Origin of the sequence: Mesorhizobium sp. BR1-1-3 (assembly GCF_020165455.1) — a bacterium.
Taxonomy (GTDB): Bacteria; Pseudomonadota; Alphaproteobacteria; order Rhizobiales; family Rhizobiaceae; genus Mesorhizobium; species Mesorhizobium ciceri.
The window spans coordinates 322,483-345,363 of sequence record NZ_JAIUIC010000003.1 but is presented as its reverse complement, the minus strand read 5'-3'; the positions used below and the strand labels follow the sequence as shown (position 1 = coordinate 345,363).

At 62.6% G+C, this 22,881-nt stretch carries 20 protein-coding genes and 2 pseudogenes; 10 read left to right on the top strand and 12 right to left on the bottom strand.

Features of this window, described 5'->3' with window-relative positions:
• The first annotated feature begins 196 nt into the window (after positions 1-196).
• From dnaA to LB559_RS08810, 5 genes are all read left to right on the top strand, one after another.
• Positions 197-1,672, top strand: a complete 1,476-nt coding sequence (gene dnaA, locus LB559_RS08830) for a chromosomal replication initiator protein DnaA (protein ID WP_224673799.1) — start codon at positions 197-199, stop codon at positions 1,670-1,672.
• 303 nt (positions 1,673-1,975) lie between these two features.
• Positions 1,976-3,094 (top strand): DNA polymerase III subunit beta, encoded by a 1,119-nt coding sequence (dnaN, locus tag LB559_RS08825; protein WP_013527877.1) that lies wholly within the window; start codon positions 1,976-1,978, stop codon positions 3,092-3,094.
• Positions 3,095-3,176: 82 nt separating this feature from the next.
• The gene (gene recF, locus LB559_RS08820) at positions 3,177-4,322 is read left to right on the top strand and encodes a DNA replication/repair protein RecF (protein WP_013527878.1); all 1,146 of its coding nucleotides are present in this window, start codon (positions 3,177-3,179) and stop codon (positions 4,320-4,322) included.
• 31 nt (positions 4,323-4,353) lie between these two features.
• Positions 4,354-5,109: a molybdopterin-synthase adenylyltransferase MoeB gene (locus LB559_RS08815; RefSeq protein WP_224673798.1), complete on the top strand. Its 756-nt coding sequence runs from the start codon at positions 4,354-4,356 to the stop codon at positions 5,107-5,109.
• A gap of 4 nt (positions 5,110-5,113) precedes the next feature.
• Positions 5,114-5,602 carry a GNAT family N-acetyltransferase gene (locus LB559_RS08810; protein ID WP_224673797.1) on the top strand — a complete coding sequence of 163 codons (489 nt, stop codon included), beginning with the start codon at positions 5,114-5,116 and terminating at the stop codon, positions 5,600-5,602.
• Between the two features lie 47 nt (positions 5,603-5,649).
• Here the strand turns inward: LB559_RS08810 and LB559_RS08805 are convergent, their stop codons facing one another.
• On the bottom strand, positions 5,650-6,651 hold the full coding sequence (locus LB559_RS08805; RefSeq protein WP_224673796.1) for a 2-hydroxyacid dehydrogenase: 1,002 nt from the start codon (positions 6,649-6,651) through the stop codon (positions 5,650-5,652).
• A 209-nt stretch (positions 6,652-6,860) separates the two neighbouring features.
• On the opposite strand from LB559_RS08805, the gene LB559_RS08800 reads away from it, so the two are divergent.
• A complete protein-coding gene (locus LB559_RS08800) occupies positions 6,861-7,421 on the top strand; it encodes an SH3 domain-containing protein (RefSeq protein WP_063170456.1) in 561 nt (186 codons plus the stop codon).
• Here LB559_RS08800 and LB559_RS08795 read toward each other — a convergent pair.
• Both LB559_RS08795 and irrA read right to left on the bottom strand, forming a co-directional pair.
• Positions 7,394-7,801, bottom strand: coding sequence for a DUF4260 domain-containing protein (locus LB559_RS08795; RefSeq protein WP_063171177.1), 408 nt, complete (start codon positions 7,799-7,801; stop codon positions 7,394-7,396). The two genes, LB559_RS08800 and LB559_RS08795, sit on opposite strands and share 28 nt — an antisense overlap.
• Positions 7,802-7,847: 46 nt before the next feature.
• The gene (irrA, locus tag LB559_RS08790; protein WP_024503471.1) at positions 7,848-8,279 is read right to left on the bottom strand and encodes an iron response transcriptional regulator IrrA; all 432 of its coding nucleotides are present in this window, start codon (positions 8,277-8,279) and stop codon (positions 7,848-7,850) included.
• A 242-nt stretch (positions 8,280-8,521) separates the two neighbouring features.
• On the opposite strand from irrA, the gene fabA reads away from it, so the two are divergent.
• The 4 genes from fabA to LB559_RS08770 all read left to right on the top strand — a co-directional run bounded on the left by fabA (position 8,522) and on the right by LB559_RS08770 (position 12,887).
• Positions 8,522-9,037, top strand: a complete 516-nt coding sequence (fabA, locus tag LB559_RS08785) for a 3-hydroxyacyl-[acyl-carrier-protein] dehydratase FabA (protein WP_013527885.1) — start codon at positions 8,522-8,524, stop codon at positions 9,035-9,037.
• A 51-nt stretch (positions 9,038-9,088) separates the two neighbouring features.
• Positions 9,089-10,309 carry a beta-ketoacyl-ACP synthase I gene (fabB, locus tag LB559_RS08780; protein ID WP_024503470.1) on the top strand — a complete coding sequence of 407 codons (1,221 nt, stop codon included), beginning with the start codon at positions 9,089-9,091 and terminating at the stop codon, positions 10,307-10,309.
• Positions 10,310-10,322: 13 nt separating this feature from the next.
• Positions 10,323-11,135 carry an enoyl-ACP reductase FabI gene (fabI, locus tag LB559_RS08775; RefSeq protein ID WP_224673795.1) on the top strand — a complete coding sequence of 271 codons (813 nt, stop codon included), beginning with the start codon at positions 10,323-10,325 and terminating at the stop codon, positions 11,133-11,135.
• 207 nt (positions 11,136-11,342) lie between these two features.
• Positions 11,343-12,887 carry a putative bifunctional diguanylate cyclase/phosphodiesterase gene (locus tag LB559_RS08770; protein WP_024503468.1) on the top strand — a complete coding sequence of 515 codons (1,545 nt, stop codon included), beginning with the start codon at positions 11,343-11,345 and terminating at the stop codon, positions 12,885-12,887.
• A gap of 68 nt (positions 12,888-12,955) precedes the next feature.
• Here LB559_RS08770 and LB559_RS08765 read toward each other — a convergent pair whose 3' ends face one another.
• From LB559_RS08765 to LB559_RS08730, 9 genes and pseudogenes are all read right to left on the bottom strand, one after another.
• Complete coding sequence (locus LB559_RS08765) at positions 12,956-13,975, bottom strand: class I SAM-dependent methyltransferase (RefSeq protein WP_224673794.1); 1,020 nt, start codon at positions 13,973-13,975, stop codon at positions 12,956-12,958.
• A 100-nt stretch (positions 13,976-14,075) separates the two neighbouring features.
• Entirely contained in the window at positions 14,076-16,223 is a 2,148-nt protein-coding gene (gene pnp, locus LB559_RS08760; protein ID WP_013527890.1) for a polyribonucleotide nucleotidyltransferase, read from the bottom strand.
• Positions 16,224-16,498: 275 nt separating this feature from the next.
• Positions 16,499-16,810: a 30S ribosomal protein S15 gene (rpsO, locus tag LB559_RS08755; protein ID WP_269470859.1), complete on the bottom strand. Its 312-nt coding sequence runs from the start codon at positions 16,808-16,810 to the stop codon at positions 16,499-16,501.
• Positions 16,811-16,949: 139 nt separating this feature from the next.
• The gene (gene corA, locus LB559_RS08750) at positions 16,950-18,044 is read right to left on the bottom strand and encodes a magnesium/cobalt transporter CorA (RefSeq protein WP_013527891.1); all 1,095 of its coding nucleotides are present in this window, start codon (positions 18,042-18,044) and stop codon (positions 16,950-16,952) included.
• A gap of 44 nt (positions 18,045-18,088) precedes the next feature.
• A pseudogene (truB, locus tag LB559_RS33110) lies at positions 18,089-18,328 on the bottom strand (tRNA pseudouridine(55) synthase TruB); the annotation flags it as partial.
• Positions 18,329-18,414: 86 nt separating this feature from the next.
• Positions 18,415-19,084: pseudogene (truB, locus tag LB559_RS08745) on the bottom strand (tRNA pseudouridine(55) synthase TruB); the annotation flags it as partial.
• Positions 19,084-19,524 (bottom strand): 30S ribosome-binding factor RbfA, encoded by a 441-nt coding sequence (rbfA, locus tag LB559_RS08740; protein ID WP_013527893.1) that lies wholly within the window; start codon positions 19,522-19,524, stop codon positions 19,084-19,086. The gene rbfA and the pseudogene truB (LB559_RS08745), both read right to left, overlap by 1 nt.
• 125 nt (positions 19,525-19,649) lie before the next feature.
• On the bottom strand, positions 19,650-22,226 hold the full coding sequence (gene infB, locus LB559_RS08735) for a translation initiation factor IF-2 (protein ID WP_013527894.1): 2,577 nt from the start codon (positions 22,224-22,226) through the stop codon (positions 19,650-19,652).
• Complete coding sequence (locus LB559_RS08730) at positions 22,223-22,873, bottom strand: RNA-binding protein (RefSeq protein WP_024503463.1); 651 nt, start codon at positions 22,871-22,873, stop codon at positions 22,223-22,225. The genes infB and LB559_RS08730 overlap by 4 nt, the downstream gene beginning before the upstream one ends.
• Positions 22,874-22,881: the final 8 nt, after the last annotated feature.

Below are 22,881 nucleotides of genomic sequence, written 5' to 3'. Positions count from 1 at the left end.
AATGGGCGACGTTCACCTGCCGGCGGCGGCAGCGGACATCGTAGCAAAGACTTAGGTCGCCGGAACCGGATGCAGGAGGCGCATCCCCGGCGGAAAACAGGTACGGAAGGACAAGGAAAAGATCATGCAGAGCGGCATCGAAAGGGAACTTACGGGCGACCTCCCATTTCCTGGAACTTTGATCGGAGCAAACGACATGGCGGTGTCCAGCGACGCGGAACAGAAATTCGACCGGGTCAAGACCCAGTTGAAGGCGCGCCTGGGAACCGAAGTCTATTCGAGCTGGTTTGGCCGCATGAAAGTCGCCGAGGCTTCCAAGGGCATTGTCCGCATCTCGGTGCCTACCGCCTTCCTGCGCTCATGGATCAACGGCCACTATCTCGACCTCATCTCCGAACTGTGGAAGCAGGAGGATCCCGATCTTCTCAAGATCGACATCATCGTGCGCACGGCAACCCGTCAGGGACGCGCCCAGGCCGAGCCAGAGGTAACGCCGGCACGCAGCAAGGTGACACGGCAGACGCAGACGGCGCTTGCCGCAGGCACAGTCAGCCCCAGCCGGGTGGAGCGCGCATCGACTCCGCGTCCGGGCACACCCGTCGAGAGCGAATTCCGCCACAACGTTCTGGGGTCACCGCTCGATCCACGCTACACGTTCGGCTCTTTCATCGAGGGGCCGTCGAACCGGGTGGCCTTCGCCGCCGCCAAGGCAGTGGCGGAATCGCAATCGAGCGCGGTGCGCTTCAATCCGCTCTTCCTTCACGCAACCGTCGGGCTCGGCAAGACCCATTTGCTGCAGGCCATCGCCGCGGAATCGCTGAAGCAGAACCCCAAGTCGCGCGTCGTCTATCTCACGGCCGAGTATTTCATGTGGCGCTTTGCCACCGCCATCCGCGACAACAACGCTCTGACGCTCAAGGAGCAGCTGCGCGACATCGACCTGCTCATCATCGACGACATGCAGTTCCTGCAGGGCAAGTCGATCCAGCACGAATTCTGCCACCTGATCAACATGCTGCTCGACAGCGCCAAGCAGGTCGTCGTCGCTGCCGACCGGCCACCATCGGAACTGGAATCGCTCGAACCGCGGGTCCGTTCGCGCCTCAATGGCGGTGTCGCGCTTGAAATGTCGGCGCCCGATTTCGCCATGCGCCTCGGCATGCTCAAATTGCGCCTTGCCACGGCCAGGAGCGACGACGCATCCCTCGACATTTCGGAGGAGATCCTCAATCACGTCGCCCGCACCGTGACCGGCAGCGGACGCGAGCTGGAAGGCGCCTTCAATCAGCTTTTGTTCCGTCAATCCTTCGAGCCGCAGATCACCATCGACCGGATCGACGAAATCCTCGGCCACATCTATCGCACAGGTGAGCCGAAGCGTGTCCGTATCGAGGACATCCAGCGCATCGTGGCGCGTCACTACAATGTGTCGAAGACCGAATTGCTGTCCAACCGGCGCACGCGCACCATCGTCAAGCCGCGGCAGGTCGCCATGTACCTGTCGAAGGTGATGACGCCGCGCTCGCTACCCGAGATCGGACGGCGTTTCGGTGGCCGCGATCACACCACGGTGCTGCATGCCGTGCGCAAGATCGAGGACCTTTCCGGCAACGACAACACGCTGGCGCAGGAACTTGAGCTTTTGAGGCGGCTGATCAACGATCAGGCCTGACCCTCCGGGAGGGCCGAACCGAAACAACGCCGGGATTCAATGGCTTGCCTGTGTAGCGCCGGGCCTGCATCGGGCTCGTGGCGTGGCCTGGAAGCGATCTGGATTTCGGTTTTTCGACACTGGCTCGCGGACTTCGGGCGCGTTATCCCCAGAAAGCCCGCGTAGCCGGCCTGAACCGGCGGCGCGGGCTTGCGTTTGCTGGTTTTTTCCTGTCAGTTTACGCAGATTCTGAGCCTATTCAGACCTTTCGCGGGACGCCGCTCACTGGTGACCCGTCATTCATTCAAGCGAGCCTGTTTCGTCATGCGTGTTATCCTGGAACGGTCAAATCTCCTGAAGTCGCTCAACCACGTCCATCGTGTGGTCGAGCGGCGAAACACCATACCGATCCTGTCCAACGTGCTGCTCGGCGCCGAAGGCGCCAGCCTTGAAATGAAGGCAACCGATCTCGACCTCGAGGTGACCGAAGCGACGCCCGCCAAGGTGGAGCGCGGCGGGGCGACGACGGTCCCGGCACATCTGCTCTACGACATCGTGCGCAAGCTCGCCGATGGCGCCGAGGTGATGCTGAAGACGGACGAGGACGGCAACGCCATGACGGTGACGTCTGGCCGCTCGAGCTTCCGCCTTCAGTGCCTGCCGCAATCCGACTTCCCGGAGCTTTCGGCCGGATCCTTCTCACATATCTTCCGTCTCGACTCGGTTGCCCTGAAAGGCCTGATCGAGAAGACCCAGTTCGCCATCTCCACCGAGGAGACACGCTATTACCTGAACGGCATCTACCTGCACACGCATGAGGTCGGCGGCAAGCTGAAGCTGCGCTCGGTGGCGACCGACGGCCACCGCCTGGCGCGCGCCGAGATCGACGCGCCGGCGGGTTCCGAGGGCATGCCGGGCATCATCATTCCGCGCAAGACGGTGAGCGAGCTGCAGAAGCTTGTCGACGATCCGGATGTTGCGGTGACCACCGAACTGTCGGACACCAAGATCCGCTTCACCATCGGCAGCGTGGTTTTGACCTCGAAGCTGATCGACGGCACCTTCCCCGATTATCAGCGGGTCATTCCGACAGGCAACGACAAGAAGCTGATCATCGACCGCCAGAGCTTTGCCGCCGCCGTCGATCGTGTCTCGACCATCTCTTCCGAACGCGGTCGCGCGGTGAAGCTGTCGATCAGCGAGGGTCAGGTGACGCTTGCGGTCAACAATCCGGATTCAGGCAGCGCCACCGAAGAACTGTCCGCTGACTATTCATCCGATCCGATCGAGATCGGCTTCAACGCCAAGTACCTGCTCGACGTTGCCGCGCAACTGACTGGCACGGAGGCCAAGTTCATGCTGGCGGATGCCGGTTCGCCGACGCTGATCCACGACATGGCCGACGAGACCGCACTCTATGTGCTGATGCCGATGCGCGTGTAGCGGCGCGGTGTCAGCACTTCGGTCCTGTTGTGGACCGGCGGCAAGCGCGATATTTACGGCGACTTCTATAGGCGGATAGCGGTTGCCGGCACAGAACCATATAAGTAAGCTAACACTTACTAATTTCCGCAACTATGCGGCGCTGACGATCGATCTGGCGCCAGGTGCCGTGGTTTTTTCCGGCGACAACGGCGCCGGCAAGACCAATCTCCTCGAAGCGATCTCCTTTTTGACACCGGGACGCGGCTTGCGCCGCGCGCCCTACGCCGATGTCGCGCGCGAGGGCGGCGACGGCGGCTTTGCGCTGCATGCCCGGCTCGACGGACCTGATGGCCAGGTCGAGATCGGAACAGGCATTTCCGGCGGTGACACCGCCGGCGAAGGCGGCAGGCGGGTACGCATCAACGGAGCTTCGGCGCGTTCGGCCGAGGACATGCTGGAATGGCTGCGCGTGGTTTGGCTGACGCCAGCCATGGACGCGTTATTCACCGGACCGGCCGCGGATCGCCGGCGCTTCCTCGACCGGCTGGTGCTGGCGATCGATCCCGGCCACGGGCAACGTGCGATCGACTACGAGAAGGCGATGCGCGGTCGTAACCGACTGCTTACCGAAAGCTCTCGAGACGACCGCTGGTTCGACGCTATCGAGACGCAGATGGCCGAAACCGGTGTGGCGATTGCCGCGGCGCGCGCCGAGATGGTGCGCCTGCTGGCCGCCATGATCGACAGGCTGCCCGACACGGGACCGTTTCCGCAGGCCGATATCGGCCTTTCAGGCGAGCTGGAAGCCGAGATTGCCGTGGCGCCGGCGGTCGATGTGGAGGAACGCTTCCGTCGGACGCTTGCCGAGGGCCGCGAGCGCGATCGCGCCGCCGGGCGCACGCTCGACGGCCCGCACCGTTCGGACCTGGTGGTTCGGCACCGCCCCAAGGCGATGCCGGCCGAGCTCTGCTCGACCGGCGAGCAGAAGGCGCTGCTGGTCGGCATCGTGCTGTCGCACGCGAGGCTGACCGGCGAAATGTCGGGCATGACGCCGATCCTGCTGCTCGACGAGATCGCTGCGCATCTCGACAGCGGGCGGCGCGCGGCGTTGTTTTCCATCCTGGAGGAACTGAACTGCCAGGCATTCATGACAGGAACCGATGCTGCGCTGTTTTCCAGTCTCCAGGGCCGTGCGCAATTCCTGACCGTCGACCATGGGACGGTTGGGCCAACCGAAGACCCCTGACAAGGTTTTTCCGTGCCTGTATGATCAGGCAATGACCACTGCCGCCCTGACCGCAGACGAGATCGAACGCTATGCCCGCCACATCGTGCTGCCGGAAATCGGCGGCGCCGGACAGCAGAGGCTGAAGCAGGCCCGGGTGCTGGTCATCGGCGCCGGCGGGCTGGGCGCCCCGGTGCTTGAATATCTTGCCGCCGCCGGCGTCGGCACACTCGGCGTGGTCGATGACGACACCGTTTCGCTCTCCAACCTGCAGCGCCAGGTCATTCACGGCACCGACACTGTCGGCCTGCTGAAAACCGACAGCGCCAAGGCGGCAATCGCCCGCATCAATCCCAATACCACAGTCGAACCGCATACGTTCCGGCTGACCACGGACAATGCGCCTGCCCTCGTCGCCCGCTATGACATCGTCGTCGACGGTTCCGATAATTTCGAAACGCGCTACGCCGTGGCCGATGCCTGCGCGAGCGCTGGGAAACCGCTGGTGCATGCCGCAGTCGGACGCTTCGACGGCTCGGTCACGGTGCTGAAGCCATTCGAAGACGGCAAGGACGGCAAGCCCAACCCAGGCTATCGCGACCTGTTTCCCGAAGCGCCACCGCCGGGCCTGGTGCCGTCCTGCGCCGAAGTCGGCGTGCTTGGCGCGCTGACCGGCGTCGTCGGCACGCTGCAGGCCATGGAGGCGGTCAAGCTGATCACCGGCGTGGGCGAACCGCTGGTCGGCCGGCTGCTGCTTTATGATGGGCTGGCGGCGCGCTTTGACACCATCCGTTACAAGAGAAGCTGAATTCTTGGACCGGATCGAAGCAGTCTCCATCAGGCGGATCCCGACCGATTTCGACCGTTGGGACGATGTGCTCGCATTGATCATGCGTGCCTTCGCCTCGATGGACGATGTCATCGACCCGCCCTCCTCGGCCCACCTTTTGACCGCAGACACTCTGCGGGACAAGGCAGGGCGGGAGACCGGCTTCGTGGCGCTCAAGGGCGATCGGATCGTCGGCTGCGTCTTTGCCCTTGAAAAGGTGGCAGAGTTCTATGTCGGCAAGCTCGCCGTGGCGCCGGACTGCCAGGGACAAGGCATTGGACGGCAGCTGATGCAGGCGGTCGAAGACCTTGCCCGCAGCCGCGGCAAGGCCGCCATCGAGCTTCAGACGCGGATCGAGTTGACCGCAAACCATGCGGCCTTTGCTCGCCTCGGCTTTCGCGAAACTGAACGGACGGCGCATGACGGCTATGCCAGGCCGACTTCGGTCACCATGCGCAAAGCCCTCCCGTAAGTCTTATCTTACGGTTTGTGGGCCACGGATATTGCACCGCGACAGCATCAGGTCCTGAGCGGCAGCACGCGGTCTGGTGGGCGGTGGCCGTCAACGAAGGCGCGGATGTTGATGATGACCTTTTCACCCATGTCGATACGGCCCTCGAGCGTCGCCGAGCCCATATGCGGCAGAAGCACAACCTTGTTCTTGGCGGCGAGCTTCAGCAGCTTGCTGTTCAAGGCCGGCTCGTGCTCGTAGACATCGAGGCCGGCGCCGGCGATCTTGCCGTCCTGGATCAGCTTGACCAGTGCTTCCTCGTCGATGATGTCGCCGCGCGCGGTGTTGACGACATAGGCGGTGGGCTGCAGCAGCGCCAGCCGCCGCGCCGAAAGCAGATGGAAGGTTGCCGGCGTCGAGGGACAGTTGACCGAGATGATATCCATCCGGGCCAGCATCTGGTCGAGGCTTTCCCAATAGGTCGCCTCCAGCCCGTCTTCCACGGCCGGCAGCACGCGGTGGCGGTTGTGATAGTGGATCGACAGTCCGAAGGCCTTGGCCCGCCTGGCTACGGCCGTGCCGATCCGCCCCATGCCGACAATGCCGAGCCGCTTGCCCCAGATGCGCCGGCCCAGCATCCAGGTCGGCGACCAGCCGGCCCATTTCTTGTCGCCGGTGAGCACATTGGCGCCTTCCGCGAGCCGCCGCGGCACCGCCAGCATCAGCGCCATCGTCATGTCGGCGGTGTCTTCGGTCAGGACATTCGGCGTGTTGGTGACGGTGATGCCCCTCTTGGCCGCAGCCGCGACATCGATCTTATCGACGCCGTTGCCAAAATTGGCGATCAGCTTGAGGTTGTCGCCTGCCTGAGCGATCAGCGCCGCGTCGATATTGTCGGTAATGGTCGGCACCAGAACGTCGGCTTCCTTGACCGCCGCGACCAGTTCCGGCTGCGTCATCGGTCGGTCCTCGACATTCAGCCTTGCGTCGAACAGTTCGCGCATGCGGGTCTCGACCGGGTCGGGCAGCTTGCGCGTGATGACGACGAGAGGCCTTTTTTTGCCTGCCATTGTTTCCCTCTCGAGTATTTGCCGCAATTCCGAACGCAAAACCGCTTCACAGGTTTGCTGGGATTGCTCTAACCCGATCTCGTTGAGACCTCTTTAACCAAGACCGGCGAAACTGAAAGCCGGTCGCGGTGCCGATTACCCATGTAACAAGCGGTGCCGCCGAAGACAAAGAAAAAGGGGCGCCGAGGCAAGCGCCGAAAGGAATGAAAGTGTCTGGTTTCGCGTCGCTTCGCCTGGCCCTCAGTGCAGCATTTTTCGGCGCTCTGCTTTATTCTCCGCTTACGGCGGCACAGAGTGCGGCTGCACCTGCCCAGAGCGTCGTCACGCTCGGGCCGAGCGGCCTGCCGTTGCCGCGATTCGTCAGCCTGAAATCCGGCCGCGTCAACTCGCGCGTCGGCCCCGGCGCCAACTACTCGGTCGATTGGATGTATATGAAGGCCGGCCTGCCGATGGAGATCATCCAGGAATTCGACACATGGCGCCGCGTGCGCGATGCCGATGGTTCGGAAGGCTGGATCAACCAGTCGCTGCTTTCCGGCCGACGCACGGCAATCGTCGCACCATGGCAGCGTGGCAAGGGCACCCGGATCAATCTTCTCAACAGTCCCGACAAGGATGCAAGGGTGGTCGCGATGATCGAACCTGGCGTCATGGGTACGATCAAATCCTGCGACGGCCAGTGGTGCGAAATGACGTTCGACGGCCACACCGGCTGGCTTGCCCAGTCGGTCGTCTGGGGCGCCTATCCCGGCGAACGGGTCAAGGACTGATTCTCTTTCGCGGTCCTGGCTTTATGCCCGATACGGCCGAGATGGGTGTCCTGGAAGCCGGTCGGCAGCTTCAGACCGTAGCCCAGCGCACGGTCGATGGCGATGTGGGCGATCCATATCAGCGCAACCGCCATCGCGGCCGTATTGCCCCACATGTGCCCGCCGAGCAGCAGCAGCACGGGCACGATCAGGATGTGCAAGGCGTTATAGGCAAGGGCACCGACGCGCGGACCGGCCAGATAGCCCGACATCGATAGGTCAGGCGCCAAGATAAGCAATCCGAAGAGCCACCAGGAGATGCCGGTCGAACCGTAGAAAATGACGGCAGCCAGTGCCACGATCGCCCATTCGAGCCGGATTACGAGATCGAGGGGTTTCATCCCTGGCCGATAATTCTGGCTTGGCAGATGATTCCGGCCTCGCCAGTCATTCGCGGCGTTTGGGGCGCAGCCTCACGACGATGTCGACATTGGCGATCTCCATCCCTTCCGGAGGCTCCGGCAGGTTGGCAACCGTCACCGGACCGCTGTCGATGTCGAATATACGGTTTTCGCCTTCGATGTAGAAATGGTGGTGGTCGGAGGTGTTGGTGTCGAAATAGGTTTTCGCGCCTTCGACGGCGAGGATGCGCAAAAGTCCCGCCTGGGTAAACTGGTGAAGGGCATTGTAGACGGTGGCCAGCGACACCGGCACGCCGGCGGCAACCGCCTCCTCGTGCAGTTCCTCGGCCGACAGATGCCGGTCGCCCTTGGCGAAAAGCAGATCGGCCAGCGCAATGCGCTGACGCGTCGGCCTCAGCCCGGCTTCACGGACCCGCTTGTCCACAGCGACATTTTCCTTCCGGCCGTCCAGGTCCATCTTCTCGTCGAACCCCACAGTTCCGCCCCAAGACACGCCCAGAATGGCAAAAAAATGAACGTCTGCCGAAACCGGACCTCTCAGGACATATATTCTGTCGTCCGAATGCGATCAATAGCGCGCATTGACCCAGGCAGACGAGCAGGCTAAGCGCAAACGCCGGTTTCCGGCCTGAAACAGATTGTGTTAGGAAACCAACGACAAGGGCACCCGATGGCCCGGAACGATATGGGATGAGATTGATGGCGGGTAAATCCAGCTACGAGTACGACGAATTGCTGGCCTGCGCCCGCGGCGAACTGTTCGGACCGGGCAACGCCCAGCTTCCCTATCCGCCAATGCTGATGTTCGACCGCATCACCGAGATCAGCGAGACCGGCGGCGCCTTCGAGAAGGGTTTTATCCGCGCGGAGTTCGACATCAAGCCGGACCTGTGGTTCTTTGCCTGCCATTTCATCGGCAATCCGATCATGCCGGGGTGCCTCGGCCTCGACGCCATGTGGCAATTGACGGGCTTCTATCTTGGCTGGCTTGGCGAACCCGGCAAGGGAATGGCGCTGTCGACCGGCGAAGTGAAATTCAAGGGCATGGTCACGCCTTCGGTGAAGAAGGTCGAATATGGCATCGACTTCAAGCGCGTGATGCGGGGCCGGCTGGTGCTCGGCATCGCCGATGGCTGGCTGAAGGCGGATGGCGAACCCATATACGCGGCAACGGATTTGAAAGTCGGTCTGTCCAAGCAGTCGGCGGTCGGCTGACCGGCACCCCTGGCCAGCCCCCTTGGCCAGCATCCCTGGAAGGAGTTGCGAATGAGACGTGTCGTAGTCACAGGCCTCGGCATCGTGTCGTCGATCGGCAACAATGCCAACGAGGTGCAAGCCTCGCTGCATGACGCCAGATCAGGCATCAGCTTCTCGGATTCCTTCGCCGAACACGGCTTCCGCTGCCAGGTCTGGGGAGCGCCGACGCTCGATCCATCGGCGATGATCGATCGCCGTGCGATGCGCTTCCTGAGCCAGGGTGCTGCATGGAACCACGTCGCCATGGACCAGGCGATCGCGGATGCGGGCCTCGGCGAGAGCGACATCACCAATGAGCGCACCGGCATCGTCATGGGATCGGGCGGACCATCCACCCGCACCATAGTCGAAGCTGCCGAAACGACGCTGAAGAACGGCAGTCCGAAGCGCATCGGTCCGTTCGCGGTGCCGAAGGCAATGTCGTCGACCGCATCGGCGACGCTTGCCACATGGTTCAAGATCCACGGCGTCAACTACTCGATCTCGTCGGCCTGTTCGACCTCGGCGCATTGCATCGGCAATGGCTATGAATTGATCCAATGGGGCAAGCAGGACATCGTCTTCGCCGGCGGCCACGAGGATCTCGACTGGACGATGTCGGACCTGTTCGACGCCATGGGCGCCATGTCGTCGAAATTCAACGACAAGGCATCGACCGCCTCCCGTGCCTATGACGTCAATCGCGACGGCTTCGTCATTGCCGGCGGCGCCGGTGTGCTGGTGCTGGAAGAGCTTGAGCATGCCAAGGCGCGCGGCGCCAAGATCTATGCCGAGATCGTCGGCTATGGCGCGACGTCGGATGGCTACGACATGGTTGCTCCTTCAGGCGAGGGCGCGGTCCGCTGCATGCGCCAGGCGCTGGCCACGGTTTCCACGCCGGTCGACTACATCAACACCCATGGCACCTCGACGCCGGTGGGAGATTCCAAGGAAATGGGCGCCATCCGCGAGGTGTTCGGCCCAGAGATGCCGTACATCACCTCGACGAAGTCGCTGACCGGCCATTCGCTGGGCGCGGCCGGCGTGCAGGAATCCATCTACTCGATCCTGATGATGCAGGGCGGTTTCATCGGCGAAAGCGCCCATATCGAGACCCTCGACCCCGAATTCGAGGGCATGCCGATCGTGCGAAAGCGCATCGACGACGCCAGGATCGACACTGTTTTGTCCAATTCGTTCGGCTTCGGTGGTACCAACGCCACGCTCGTTTTCCAGCGCTATTCCGCATAAGGATTTGCCGGCCATGGACGGATTGATGAAGGGCAAGCGCGGGCTTGTCATGGGTGTCGCCAACGATCATTCGATCGCCTGGGGCATCGCCCGGAAATTGTCCGAACACGGGGCGGAACTCGCCTTCACCTATCAGGGCGATGCCTTCGGACGCCGGGTCAAGCCGCTGGCCGACAAGCTCGGCGCCTCGCTGGTCGTGCCGTGCGACGTCGAGGACAGCGCTTCGGTCGCCGCCACGTTCGAGACCCTGGGCAACGAATGGGGCGGGCTGGATTTCATCGTCCACGCCATCGGCTTTTCCGACAAGAACGAGTTGAAAGGCCTCTACGCCGACACCAGCCGGGATAATTTCGTCCGCACCATGGTGATCTCCTGCTACTCCTTCACCGAGGTCGCCCGCCATGCGGCCACCTTGATAAAGGACGGCGGATCGATGATCACGCTGACCTATGCGGGCTCCGTCCGCGTCATGCCGAACTACAATGTCATGGGCGTCGCCAAGGCCGGACTGGAGGCCAGCGTGCGCTACCTCGCCAACGATTACGGTCCGCGCGGCATCAGGGTAAACGGCATATCGGCTGGGCCCGTGCGCACGCTCGCCGGCGCCGGCATTTCGGACGCCCGCCACATGTTCTCCTACCAGCAGCGAAACTCGCCACTGCGCCGCACGGTGACCATCGACGAGGTCGGTGGTTCGGCGCTTTATCTGTTGTCGGATCTGTCTTCCGGGGTTACCGGCGAAATCCACTATGTCGATTCCGGCTATCACATCGTTTCCATGCCGACGCTCGACGAATTGAAGCAGACCGACGGCGGGCGAGACTAACGCCTGTCGGCCAAAGGTGCGCGACGGTTTTGAAATGGCGGACATCTGAAAACACGAAGCTTAAAGCGTGCGGCTAAACCCCGTTTCAGCGCCAGTCGCATTGATCCGCTCAAGAAATACTTTCGGTCCAATAAAATTGGATTCATTCGCGGAAACTCATTTTAAGGAGATATCCGCTAGAAAGCCCCGTACTCAGGGGAACTTTCAATGCTCGCCGTCAGCAACCCGAAGCGAACACCGGTGTTCCGACTGCTCACCATAGCGAGTTCGGGTCTCGGCAGTTTCGTCCTCGGGCTCTGGGGCCTGAAGCTCGGTCTCGGCGATGGCTTTGCCGGCATCTCCGCCGACATGATGGTCTCGGTGATGGCCGCTCTTTGCGCACTGGCGGCGTCGGTCGCCGCGATGTCCTTCTTCGCCGGCGTCGATGAATCGGCGGATTTCGTCTTCACGGAAACCCATTTCGACAAGCTGACCGGCCTGGTGGCACGTCCGGCGATGGTCGGCAAGATTGCCGAGGCGGCATGCGCGACCAGCCGGACCGGCGAGCCGATGTTCCTCATCGATATCGACATCGACCGGTTCAAGCAGATCAATGACGCCATCGGCTACAGCCAGGGCGACGAGCTGATCCGCGCCTTCACCAAGCGCTTGAAGATGTGCGTGCCGCCGCGCGCGCTGATCGGACGCATCGGCGCCGGTGAATTCGCGATCCTGCTCCCCGACAACCAAGTCGCAGGGTCCTTGGAAAGCACCATAGAGAGGCTCATCGACGAGATGATGGAGCCCTATGATCTCGGTACGCACCTGCAATCGGTCAGCCTGTCGGTCGGCATCGTGGCGATGCCAAAGGACGGTGTCGATCCCGTCCTCATCCTGCGCCGCTCCAATCTGGCGCTGCAGAACGCGCGCGCCAGCGGCGTCGGCAACTGGTCCGTCTTCCATGCCGAAATGGGCAGGGTCGCCGACCATCGCCAGTGGATCGAATCCGAACTGCATACAGCCTTCGAGCGCGGTGACTTCGACCTTCATTACCAGCCGCAGCTCGATCTCCCGACCGGCCGCATCGTCGGCTACGAAGCGCTGATCCGCTGGCGGCATCCGGAACGCGGCATGATCCCGCCGATGGAGTTCATTCCGATCGCCGAGGAAACCGGCATGATCGGCCCGATCGGCGAATGGGTGCTGCGCAAAGCCTGCAGCGACGCCCGGCATCTGCCCGACGACTGCTTCGTCGCCGTCAACATCTCGCCCGTCCAGTTCATGACCAAGGACTTCGTCGGCATCGTGCGCGACACCATGACGAGCACCGGCATCAAGCCGTCACGGCTGGAACTGGAAGTGACCGAGACGGCGATGATGCAGGATCGCGACCGCGCCGCCGCCATCCTGAAGGAGCTTGCGGATATCGGCATTTCGGTCGCCGTCGATGATTTCGGCACCGGCTATTCCAATTTGAGCTACCTGATCGATTTCTCATTCGGCAAGCTGAAGATCGACCGGTCCTTCGTCAGCCGCCTCGACACGGATTCCAGCTCCGGCGCGGTCGTCTCGACCATCGTCGGGCTTTCGCGCGCGCTCGGCGTCAGCATCATTGCCGAAGGCGTCGAGACCGAAAGCCAGGCGACACTGCTCAGGGCAGCCGGCTGCGAGGTGGTGCAAGGCTACCTGTATGGCAGGCCCGCCCCCCTCAAGATCAGGGTCGGCGACGTGCATATCACCGATGAGGTCCGGCGCGTTGCCAATCTGCATTGAGTGCGACGCGATATCTGTTTTTGAGCATGATCTTTTCCGAAACCGGTATCCACTTTCGGGATCATGCCTCAACGACGAGCGGAAAGCACCTTGAACATGCCGTCACGAGCGAGTTCGGCATGGCTCGAAAAGACAGCCGCCAAGATCGGTTCGTAGGGAAGCTGACGGTTGGCGACCATGAACAGCCGCCCACCCGGCTTCAAGGCCTTGGCCGCCGCTCGGATCATGCCGGCGCCGATCTCCGGCTCGGCCGCCCGGCTGCGGTGAAAGGGCGGGTTCATGGCAATCGCGTCGTAGCGCTTCTCGACTGGTTCCTTCAGCAGATCGATCCAGAAGAAATTCCTGGCGGTCGGCTGGCTGACCGCTGCCAGATTGAGCTTCGCGGCTTCAAGCGCGGCGAAATCGGCCTCATAGAGGTCGAGCGCCTGAACGCCGGGGGAGCGGGCGGCGATCTCGGCCGCCACATAGCCCCAGCCGGCGCAGAGATCGGCAATGCTGCCACGCAGGTCATTGGGCAGGTTCTCGACCAGCAATTTCGATCCGGTATCGATCCGGTCGAACGAGAACATGCCGGGCGCGGTGTGGAACCGGCCTTCAACCAGCAGAGCGGGGTTGGCAGCGCGCAATTCTTCCGCGGCGGCCAGATCGGCGGGACGTCGCAGCCAGAAGGCAATGCCGTGATATTTGGGCAAATGGCCTTCAAGCGGCACAAGCTCGTCAACGCGCTTGCGCAGGCTGGCAATGCCATCGTCCTTGCCGCCGGCAATGACGACCAGGCCGCCCGGCGCCACGCACTCAAGCGCCTGCGCGATGCGCACTTCGTTCAAGCCGCGATGCCGGCCGGCAAGCACAAGTGCCATATCGAAGCCATCGCCTTCCACTTGCGCGGTGACGACGAAGCCAGACGCTTGCAGCGCGCTAAAATGCGGCCGGAAACCCTGCACGAGGTGAAGTGTCGCCTCAAAGCCTTCAGGCAGGCGAAAACCCGGCTCAGCGCCGAGAAACAGGGCGCGCGTGCCCTTGGCCGGTAGAGGAACAGCCTCCGCCTCGAAGGGATGGAAAAGCGTCTTCAACGGCTCGGCGGACATTGTTCGATCTCGACTTGTCTAAGCGCTTTGAAACCCAGGCTGAAAATGAAAACGGGCGCGACATAAGCCGCGCCCGTTTCGATTCATGATCTCAGACCAATCAGGCGGCGTTTTCTTCGCCTTCGGTCTTCTTGTCGCGGGCGAGTTCCTTGCCGGTGGCCTGGTCGACGACCTTCATCGACAGGCGGACCTTGCCGCGCTCGTCGAAGCCCATCAGCTTGACCCAGACCTTGTCGCCTTCCTTGACCACGTCCGAGGTCTTGGCGACCCGGTCGTTGGCAAGCTGCGAGATGTGGACGAGGCCGTCACGCGGACCGAAGAAATTGACGAAAGCGCCGAAGTCCGCGGTCTTGACGACCGTACCTTCGTAGATCTCGCCGACTTCCGGCTCGGCGACGATGGTGTGGATCCACTTCTTCGCCGCCTCGATCTCCTTGGCATTGGACGAAGCGATCTTGACCGTGCCGTCGTCCTCGATGTTGATCTTGGCGCCGGTCTTTTCGACGATCTCGCGGATCACCTTGCCGCCCGAGCCGATCACGTCACGAATCTTGTCGGTCGGGATGTGCATCACTTCGATGCGCGGTGCGAACTCACCCAGTTCCGAACGCGCGCCGGTCAGAGCATGCGCCATCTCGCCGAGGATGTGCTGGCGGCCATCCTTGGCCTGGTCTAGCGCGATCTTCATGATCTCCTCGGTGATGCCTTCGATCTTGATATCCATCTGCAGCGAGGTGATGCCGTTGGCGGTGCCGGCGACCTTGAAGTCCATGTCGCCGAGGTGATCCTCGTCACCGAGGATGTCGGATAGAACGGCGAAACGCTCGCCTTCCTTGATCAGGCCCATGGCGATACCGGCGACGGGCTTGGCCAGCGGCACGCCGGCATCCATCAGCGCCAGCGAGGTGCCGCAGACGGTGGCCATCGACGACGAACCGTTGGACTCGGTGATCTCCGAGACGACACGCAGCGTGTAGGGGAACTGGTCGGCGCTCGGCAGCATCGGGCGAATGGCGCGCCAGGCGAGCTTGCCATGGCCGATTTCGCGGCGACCCGGCGAACCCATGCGGCCGGTCTCGCCGACGGAATAGGGAGGGAAGTTGTAGTGAAGGAGGAACTTCTCCTTGTACATGCCGGTCAGCGAATCGACATACTGCTCGTCCTCGCCGGTGCCGAGCGTGGCAACGACCAGCGCCTGGGTCTCGCCGCGGGTGAACAGCGCCGAACCGTGGGTGCGCGGCAGGACGCCGACTTCGGAGACGATCTTGCGGACCGTCTTGAGGTCACGGCCATCGATGCGCGAACCGGTGTCGAGGATGTTCCAGCGCACGACCTTGGCCTGGAGTTCCTTGAATACCGAACCGATCTGCTCGGAAGTGTACTTGGCATCTTCGCCTTCGGCCGGGGCAAACGCTGCCTTGACCTTCGCCTTGACGGCGTCGACGGCGGCGTAACGCTTCTGCTTGTCGACGTTCTTGTAGGCATTGCTGAGTTCGTCGCCGACGATCTTCAGCATCTCGGCTTCAAGCGCGGAATAGTCCGGCGCGGTGAAGTCGCGCGGCTCCTTGGCGGCGACTTCGGCCAGCTTGATGATGGCGTCGATGACCGGTTGGAAGCCCTTGTGGCCGAACATGACGGCGCCGAGCATCAGCTCTTCGCCCAATTCCTTGGCTTCGGACTCAACCATCAGCACAGCGTCGGCGGTGCCGGCGACAACGAGGTCGAGCTTGGATTCCTGCATCTCGTCGACATGCGGGTTCAGAACGTATTCGCCGTTGATGTAGCCGACGCGAGCGCCGCCGACCGGGCCCATGAAGGGAACGCCGGAGAGCGTCAGGGCGGCCGAAGTGGCAACGATCGACAGGATGTCGGGATCGTTCTCGAGATCATGCTGGACGACGGTGACGACGATCTGGGTGTCGTTCTTGTAGCCGGAGGCGAAGAGCGGGCGGATCGGGCGGTCGATGAGGCGGGAAACCAGCGTTTCCTTCTCGCTCGGACGGCCTTCACGCTTGAAATAGCCACCCGGGATCTTGCCGGCGGCGTAGGTCTTTTCCTGGTAGTTGACGGTCAGCGGGAAGAAATCGAGGCCGGGCTTCGGCTCCTTCATCGAAACGACGGTGGCGAGGACCTTGGTCTCGCCGTAGGTGGCGAGCACCGCGCCATCAGCCTGGCGCGCGATCTTGCCGGTTTCGAGGATGAGCGGACGACCGCCCCATTCGATTTCCACTTTGTGGTGATTGAACATCTCTTGTCCTTAATATGAGGAAAGGGCCGCGCCGTTTCACGGTGCGCGGAGATGCCCTTTCCCTGGCTTCCTTTCTCGGGCAGCCACGGGCAAGACAACGGGAGGCTCGGGTGTTTCGGCGCGGTGCGCGCGAGCGTCCTGCAATCCTGCCCCATGACCGTCCATGGGCGGTTTCGAGTGCCCTCTGCACGATCGAAACCGGGTCTGGCCAGTCGATACGACTGGCAGAATGCGCGACCGGCGGGCTCTCCTTCGAAAGCCCGCCGGTCAATTCGTCAACGACGCAGACCGAGCTTCTCGATCAGCGTCTGGTAGCGCGCGTCGTCCTTGCGCTTGAGATAATCAAGCAGGCTGCGGCGCTGGGAGACGAGAGCAAGCAGACCACGGCGGGAATGGTTATCCTTCTTGTGGTCCTTGAAATGGTCGGTCAGGTTCTTGATGCGCTCGGAAAGGATGGCCACCTGGACTTCCGGAGACCCGGTATCGCCCTTGGCGGTTGCGAATTCACCCATCAATTCCTGTTTGCGCTCGGCAGTAATCGACATCGTGTTTTTCCTTATCTGTTTGAGGAAACGGGTCGCCCTCAGCCGGGATGTCGTCCAGCAGGGGCCGGTGCAAGCAAAGCGTCATAGCGCTAAGCTGCGGCGCATATAGTGCAATTCCCCGGAAAACACCAGCCCAATTCACAAGCCGGCTTTTCAGGCCAAAATGGCAGGTTTATCCCTGTCAAAGCCATTTCTTCCATTTGAAGAAGGCGATCAGCCCGAACGCGACAAGCGCCATGAACAGCAGCGACAAGGGATAGCCGTAGTAGGCCTTCAGTTCCGGCATGTTCCAGGGCGAAGACTCCGGATCGAAATTCATGCCCCAGATGCCGACCAGGAAGGTGAGCGGCATGAAGATGACCGAGACGATGGTGAGATAGCTGATAACGTCGTTGGTGCGCGCCTGGCTCAGCGACAGGTGCATCTCGATCAGGCCGGTCAGCATATCGCGCTGGGTCTCGACCAGCTCGATCAGCCTGAGCGCATGGTCGAGCGTGTCGTTGAGGAAGATCTTGGTCTCGGCCTTCACATAGGGCACATCGTTGCGGATCAGCGTCGCCAGCGCATCGCGCATCGGCCACAGCACGCCTTTCAGCACGTTGGCGTCACGCCGCAATTCATGCAGCTGCCGCATCTGGTGTTTGTGCGGCGAATGCAGCATCTGGTCCTCGATGCTGTCGACCATGTCACCGGCGGCCTCGATCGGCGGAAAATAGCTGTCGACGATGGCATCGATCAGCGCATAGGCAAGGTAGTCGGCGCCGCGGGCGCGCAGCCGGTTGGGCGCCGAACTTTCGATGCGCTTGCGCACCGGATCGAATGGATCGCCTTCCCGCTCCTGGAAGGTAACGACGAAGTTGCTGCCGAAGAAGACGGCGATCTGCTCATAGCGGTGCGAGGTGACATCGTCGATCATCCTGACGACGACGAAGGCATGGTCCTCGAAGAAGTCGACCTTGGGCCGCTGGCCGGTGTTGACGACGTCCTCCAGCGCCAGCGGATGCAGGCTGAAAATGCGGCCGATCTCCTCGATCAGCGGGATGTTGGCGAGGCCGGTGCAGTCGAGCCAGAGGACCGGCCATTTGTCGCAATGGGTGTTGAGGTCGTCGATGCTGGCATTTTCGATAGTCTTGAATTTTTCGGGCGAGATCAGCGTCAAACGCAGTTCCGAGCGACGCGCCGACGGGTCGGCGATCAGCGTGCCGGGCGACGCACCGACCGGCGGCCGCCGCGTTTTCGCCGGTGCCCGCGTCTTCACGGTCTCAGCCTTTGCCATATTCCCCTCGTGCGAGTCCTCGCCTCGACATTAGACGACAGGAATCAACCGGCAAAGACCCGCTTGGGCTTGAACATGCCTTGCTCAATGGCACCGATGGCGACCAGCTTGCCGCGCGCCGTGGCGCAGGCTTCTTCGGCTTCCACCGGTGCGTCGCGGCCGCGGATGATGACCGGGTTGCCGAGGCGGATCTTGGTTGCCGCGTCATCGCTGATGGCGATCTGCGGCAGGCAATCGAGGGCAGCCGATGTGTCGACCAGAAGCGCATCGATGGCGTCGAAGTCGATTGGCGCTTCCACCTTGTCGGCAGCCTCTGCCTTGTCAGCGGCTTCTGTCGTGTCCGAGCTGTCGACCTCCTCCACACCGAAACGGGCGGCTTCCAGTTCGGCGATGGTGACGAAGTCTTCCGAGGTGAACGGCTCGACCTCGACCCGGCGCAATTCGGAGATGTGACCGAAGCAGCCGATGTCGCGGCCCATGTCGCGGGCCAGCGAGCGCACATAGGTGCCCTTGCCGCACTCGACCTCGAAAACAGTATGGTCGGCGCCATGCTCGACAACGTCCAGACGGCCGATCTCGATCTCTCGCGCGGGTATGTCGACCGTCGCGCCGTCGCGGGCCAGATCATAGGCGCGCTCGCCTGCGATCTTGATCGCCGAGAATTGCGGCGGCGTCTGCATGATGACGCCGGTGTATTTCGGCAGCAGGGCGAGCACTTGGGCTTCCGACGGACGCAGGTCGGATTCTTTCGTCACCGGACCTTCGAGGTCATCGGTCGAACGCTCCTGTCCCCAGGCAACGGTGAAGCGATAGATTTTGGCGCCGTCCTGCACGTAAGGCACGGTCTTGGTAGCCTCGCCGAGCGCGATCGGCAGCATGCCGGACGCCAGCGGGTCGAGCGTGCCTGCATGGCCGGCCTTTTCCGCCTGGAACAGCCATTTGATCTTGGAGACGGCTTCGGTCGAGCCCATGCCGACCGGCTTGTCCAGGATCAGCCAGCCCGAGATCGGCCGGCCCTTCTTCTTGCCGCGACGCGCCACTATTCGGTGTCCTTGTTGTCGTCTTTGTCCTGGTCTGCGTTTTCCTGGTCCTCAGGACCCAGATCGCGCGCCACTTCCGGCGATTTCAAGAGGTCGTTGATCCTGGCAAAATTGTCGAAGGAGGTGTCGAGCTTGAAGCGGAACTCCGGCATGAACTTCATCTGCCGCAGCGCGCCGGAGACACGGCCACGGACGAATTTCGCATGCTTGTTCAGCGCCTCGACCACCGCATCGGTATCCTTGGCGCCGAGCGGCGAGACGAAAGCGGTAGCGACCTTCAAATCGGGCGACATGCGCACTTCCGAGACCGACACCACGGTGTTCTCGATCAGCGGATCGATGATCTCGCCGCGCTGCAGGGTTTCGGATAGCGCATGGCGCACCTGTTCGGCGACGCGCAGCATGCGCTGGGATGGGCTGGATGCGGTTGGACGGGGCATTTTTCTCAATCCTGAAAGCGTGAGGCGCGGGATGGAACCGTGCCGCATGTCTCATATGGGCATTCTCAATAGACTTGGGGCGGCGGCCTTTCGACCACCGCCCGGTATGGACAAGTCACTCGAACTCAGAGTGTCCGGGTCACCATCTCGACGCGGAAGCACTCGATGACGTCGCCGACGCGCATGTCCTCGTAGTTCTGGAAGGCCATGCCGCACTCCTGGCCGCCGGGGACTTCCGAAACTTCGTCCTTGAAGCGCTTCAGCGTCTTCAGCGTGCCTTCGTGGATAACGACGTTGTCGCGGATCAGGCGCACGCCCGCACCACGCTCGACCTTGCCTTCGGTGACACGGCAGCCGGCGATCTTGCCGACCTTGGTGATGTCGAAGATTTCGAGGATCTGCGCATTGCCGATGAAAGTCTCGCGACGCTCCGGCGACAACAGGCCCGACAGAGCCGCCTTCACGTCATCCACAAGGTTGTAGATGATCGAGTAGTAGCGGATCTCGATGCCAGCCGCCGCTGCAGCGGCACGTGCCTGGACGTTGGCGCGGACGTTGAAGCCGATGATCGCGGCACCCGAAGTCTCGGCCAGCGACACGTCGCTTTCGGTGATGGCGCCGGCGCCGGCATGGACGATGCGTGCACGCACTTCGTCGGTACCGAGCTTGTCGAGTGCGGCGTTGATCGCCTCGATCGAGCCCTGCACGTCGCCCTTGATGACCAGCGGGAATTCCTTCAGCCCGCTTGTCTGCAACTGCGACATCATCTGCTCGAGCGAACCGCGCTGGCCGGCATGCTTGGCAACCGCCTTCTCGCGCGCCAGACGCTGGCGGTATTCGGTGATCTCGCGGGCACGGGCCTCGTTGTTGACCACGGCGAAGCGATCGCCGGCCTGCGGGGTGCCCTGCAAGCCAAGCACTTCCACCGGCATCGCCGGCGGCGCTTCCTTGATCTGCACGCCACGATCGTTGACCAGCGCACGCACCCGGCCCCATTCATTGCCGGCAACGAGGATGTCGCCCGGCATCAGCGTGCCGGTCTGCACCAGCACGGTGGCAACGGGACCACGGCCCTTGTCGAGCTGGGCCTCGATGACGACGCCTTCGGCGGTACGGTCCGGATTGGCCTTCAGGTCGAGAATTTCGGCCTGCAGCAGGATCGCCTCGAGCAGTTTGTCGAGATTGGTGCCCTTGGTCGCCGACACTTCGACGTCCAGAACTTCACCGCCCATGGATTCGACGAAAACCTCGTGGCGCAGCAGTTCGGAGCGCACCTTCTGCGGATCGGCATCATGCTTGTCGATCTTGTTGATCGCCACGATGATCGGAACGCCGGCCGCCTTGGCATGGCTGATCGATTCGATCGTCTGCGGCATGACGCTGTCATCGGCCGCAACCACCAGGATGGCAATATCGGTCGCCTGGGCGCCACGAGCACGCATCGCCGTGAAGGCGGCGTGGCCGGGCGTGTCGATGAAGGTGATCTTGTGACCATTCTTCTCAACCTGGTAGGCGCCGATATGCTGGGTGATGCCGCCGGCTTCGCCGGAGACGACATTGGCGTTGCGGATCGCGTCGAGCAGCGAGGTCTTGCCATGATCGACGTGACCCATGATCGTCACGACCGGCGGACGCGAAACCAGGTCCTCGGCATTGTCGGCGATGTTGAACAGGCCTTCCTCGATGTCGGACTCGGCGACGCGGCGGACCGTGTGGCCGAATTCGGTGGCGACCAGCTCGGCCGTGTCGGCGTCGATGACGTCGCCCGGCTTCAGGATCTGGCCCTGCTTCATGAAGAACTTGACCAGGTCGACCGCGCGCTCGGACATGCGTTGCGCCAGTTCCTGGATGGTGATGGTCTCTGGCAGGATCACTTCGCGCATGACTTTCTCGCGCGGCTCATTGTGCATCGCGCGCTTGAATTTTTCCTGGCGGCGACGCATCGACGACAGCGAACGGGCTCGCGCATCTTCGTCGGACAATGCCGAATTCAGCGTCAGCTTGCCACGGCGGCGATCTTCCTCGCTCTTGGTCGGCTTGGCCGGACGCGCCACTTCAGGCGTGACCGGACGGCGCACCGGTGCGCCGGCGCCAACCCGCTTCGGCTTGGCCACTTCCTCGTCATCGACTGTTGCCAGTTCGGCAGCCAATGGCGCGCGGCGACGCGCCTCTTCCTCGGCCCGACGGCGGGATTCGGCCTCGGTCTGCAACCGTGCTTCTTCCTCGGCCTGGCGGCGCGCGGATTCATCGCGTTCGCGCTTGCGGCGCTCTTCGTCCTCGGCGCGACGCTTGGCATCCTCGGCGGCGCGCTGGCGGTCCTCGACCTCGCGAACCTTCGAGCCCTCGAGCGCCCTGCGGCGTGCTTCCATTTCACTGCGCGACAGTTCGTTCAGCACCATGCCGCTGCGCTCGACCGGGGCCGGGGGCGGCGGGGGTGGCGGCGCCTTCGGTGCTTCCGGCACGACGACGGGGGCGGCCACGACCGCCGGCTTCGGTGTGAAGACGGGGGCGGCAACAGGCTCCGGCTTGTCGCCGGGCATCGAGAACTTGCGCTTCTTGGTTTCGACGACGACCTGCTTGGTGCGGCCGTGCGAGAAGTTCTGGCGCACAGTGCCCTGTTCCATACCGGGGCGCTTCAGCGTCAAGGTCTTCTTCGGCGTCACACTCAGCGTATTGTCGTCACCCGATTTCGTATCGCTCATTCCATATCCTCTGCGGCATCATCTTCGTCAGCAACAGCCGCAAGCATTGCCAGATCGTCCGGGGAACCGCCCCGATACCGGTCGAGCGCAACCATGCGCTTCTGGACCGCCCTGCCCGCGTCTCCCGCGAGAACGGCAGCATGTATCACATTTGTACCCCCCAATGCCAAGCTCAACTCGGCCTCGGAGAAAAGTTTGTAGGCAAGGATAGCGGGCCCACCGAGATGGACCGTCGCCCGTCGCGCCTGGCTGATCTTGCGCACGCCGTCATCGGACGCCTCGGAAGCATGCAGCACGAAAAGCGCCAATCCGCCGCGCACCGCGCTCTCGACCTTGGTAGCACCAAGCGAAATTGCGCCTGCCTTGCGGGCAAGACCAAGCATGCCCAGAGCGTGCCTGGAAAGCAGCCCGTCGACCATGCCGCCAAGATCGGGCGGCACGACCACCTGTGCCTTGAAGGCGCGGGCAAAGAGGTTCTTCGCCGCAGCCTTGTCGATATGTAGGCGGTCGGCGCTCACCCAGCAACCGCGGCCGGGCAGATTTCTCTTGATGTCGGGAACGACGGCCGAATCCGGGCCGACGACGAACCGGATCAGATCATCCGGTTCGGCTTGTTTGCGCGTAACGATGCAGGTGCGATCGTTCATCTCGTCCA

Excerpts from the sequence above, each read along its gene's own strand:
- dnaA (WP_224673799.1), top strand. The coding sequence starts at position 197 with ATGGCGGTGTCCAGCGACGCGGAACAGAAATTCGACCGGGTCAAGACC.
- LB559_RS08765 (WP_224673794.1), bottom strand. The coding sequence starts at position 13,975 with ATGTCCGCCGAGCCGTTGAAGACGCTTTTCCATCCCTTCGAGGCGGAG.
- LB559_RS08770 (WP_024503468.1), top strand. The coding sequence starts at position 11,343 with ATGCTCGCCGTCAGCAACCCGAAGCGAACACCGGTGTTCCGACTGCTC.
- LB559_RS08795 (WP_063171177.1), bottom strand. The coding sequence starts at position 7,801 with ATGAAACCCCTCGATCTCGTAATCCGGCTCGAATGGGCGATCGTGGCA.
- LB559_RS08805 (WP_224673796.1), bottom strand. The coding sequence starts at position 6,651 with ATGGCAGGCAAAAAAAGGCCTCTCGTCGTCATCACGCGCAAGCTGCCC.
- fabA (WP_013527885.1), top strand. The coding sequence starts at position 8,522 with ATGGCGGGTAAATCCAGCTACGAGTACGACGAATTGCTGGCCTGCGCC.
- LB559_RS08730 (WP_024503463.1), bottom strand. The coding sequence starts at position 22,873 with ATGAACGATCGCACCTGCATCGTTACGCGCAAACAAGCCGAACCGGAT.
- LB559_RS08815 (WP_224673798.1), top strand. The coding sequence starts at position 4,354 with ATGACCACTGCCGCCCTGACCGCAGACGAGATCGAACGCTATGCCCGC.
- infB (WP_013527894.1), bottom strand. The coding sequence starts at position 22,226 with ATGAGCGATACGAAATCGGGTGACGACAATACGCTGAGTGTGACGCCG.
- dnaN (WP_013527877.1), top strand. The coding sequence starts at position 1,976 with ATGCGTGTTATCCTGGAACGGTCAAATCTCCTGAAGTCGCTCAACCAC.
- irrA (WP_024503471.1), bottom strand. The coding sequence starts at position 8,279 with ATGGACCTGGACGGCCGGAAGGAAAATGTCGCTGTGGACAAGCGGGTC.
- corA (WP_013527891.1), bottom strand. The coding sequence starts at position 18,044 with ATGGCAAAGGCTGAGACCGTGAAGACGCGGGCACCGGCGAAAACGCGG.
- fabI (WP_224673795.1), top strand. The coding sequence starts at position 10,323 with ATGGACGGATTGATGAAGGGCAAGCGCGGGCTTGTCATGGGTGTCGCC.
- rbfA (WP_013527893.1), bottom strand. The coding sequence starts at position 19,524 with ATGCCCCGTCCAACCGCATCCAGCCCATCCCAGCGCATGCTGCGCGTC.
- fabB (WP_024503470.1), top strand. The coding sequence starts at position 9,089 with ATGAGACGTGTCGTAGTCACAGGCCTCGGCATCGTGTCGTCGATCGGC.
- pnp (WP_013527890.1), bottom strand. The coding sequence starts at position 16,223 with ATGTTCAATCACCACAAAGTGGAAATCGAATGGGGCGGTCGTCCGCTC.